General features: G+C 70.9%; 2 pseudogenes. One reads left to right on the top strand and one right to left on the bottom strand.

From position 1 onward, the window contains the following. Window positions 1-196, bottom strand: a pseudogene (locus tag BST40_RS32295) (hypothetical protein); the annotation flags it as partial. A 462-nt stretch (window positions 197-658) separates the two neighbouring features. Between BST40_RS32295 and BST40_RS32290 the strand changes: the two are divergent. After that, window positions 659-870, top strand: a pseudogene (locus BST40_RS32290) (hypothetical protein); the annotation flags it as partial.

Raw genomic sequence — 870 nt, 5'->3', positions numbered from 1 at the left:
GCCGGGCTCGATCGGCTGGTACGCCCGGCAGCCCACCGCCCAGGCCATCTCCGCCGATCTGCGTGTCCAGGTGACCCGTTTCACCGGCCAGGAAGTGCAGACCGCCACCGACGTGGCGCGCTCCGCCGGTGAGCTGGGCGGCGAAGGCGCGGTGCGCGGCCACATCCAGGCCGTCGCCGCCATCACCACCACCCACTCGCCGAATCCGACGGTGCCGCCATCACCGCCAGCCCCCTCAGCATCATCGCTGCTCGATGCCTTGACCGGCGCTAGCCCGCTGATGCGGCACATATCACCACAGGCCGCGGCCTCAGCAGCTGCACCACCGTGGCAAGCCCCACCAGCGGCCGGCGCGCTAGCGGGCATCGCGCCGCCGGTGCCGCTGCCGCCAGGTGCCGGCCCCCTGCCCGCCTTCGGCGGCAGCGGCGGTGGCGGGGCCGGGGCTGGCCACGCAGGCATCGCCCCCACCCCCGCACCCGTCACACTCGACCCCGGTCCCGCCAGGACCGCGCCGTCAGATACCACACCCAGGACTGGCAACAGCGCTGTCCAAATGCTGGGCTTCGGCCCGCCAGGGCTCGTACCGGCCCCGGCGGCACCATCTTTGCCCCTACCGCGTGACCCGACCCCGCCACCCATGCCGGTCGACCCTAAAGACATGAGCGCCGAGCAGGCGCTCGCAGAATGGGCCCAAGTTAACGCTGAAATACGGGCGTGGAACACCCAATGCGGCGTCGAAAACGTCGGGCCGCTGCCGCCGGCCCAATACAACGCCTGCATTGCCTCGCGCGGTCCTCTCCTTCAACGCCAAACCGCAATCCGGGCACGCTTAAACGACTTAGGCATACCCATAGAGGGCGAACCCGCCCT

The sequence above is a fragment of the Mycobacterium persicum genome, assembly GCF_002086675.1.
In the GTDB taxonomy this organism is placed as follows: Bacteria; Actinomycetota; Actinomycetes; order Mycobacteriales; family Mycobacteriaceae; genus Mycobacterium; species Mycobacterium persicum.
Note: the sequence above shows the minus strand (reverse complement) of the source record. Positions and strands in the feature narration are given on the sequence as shown.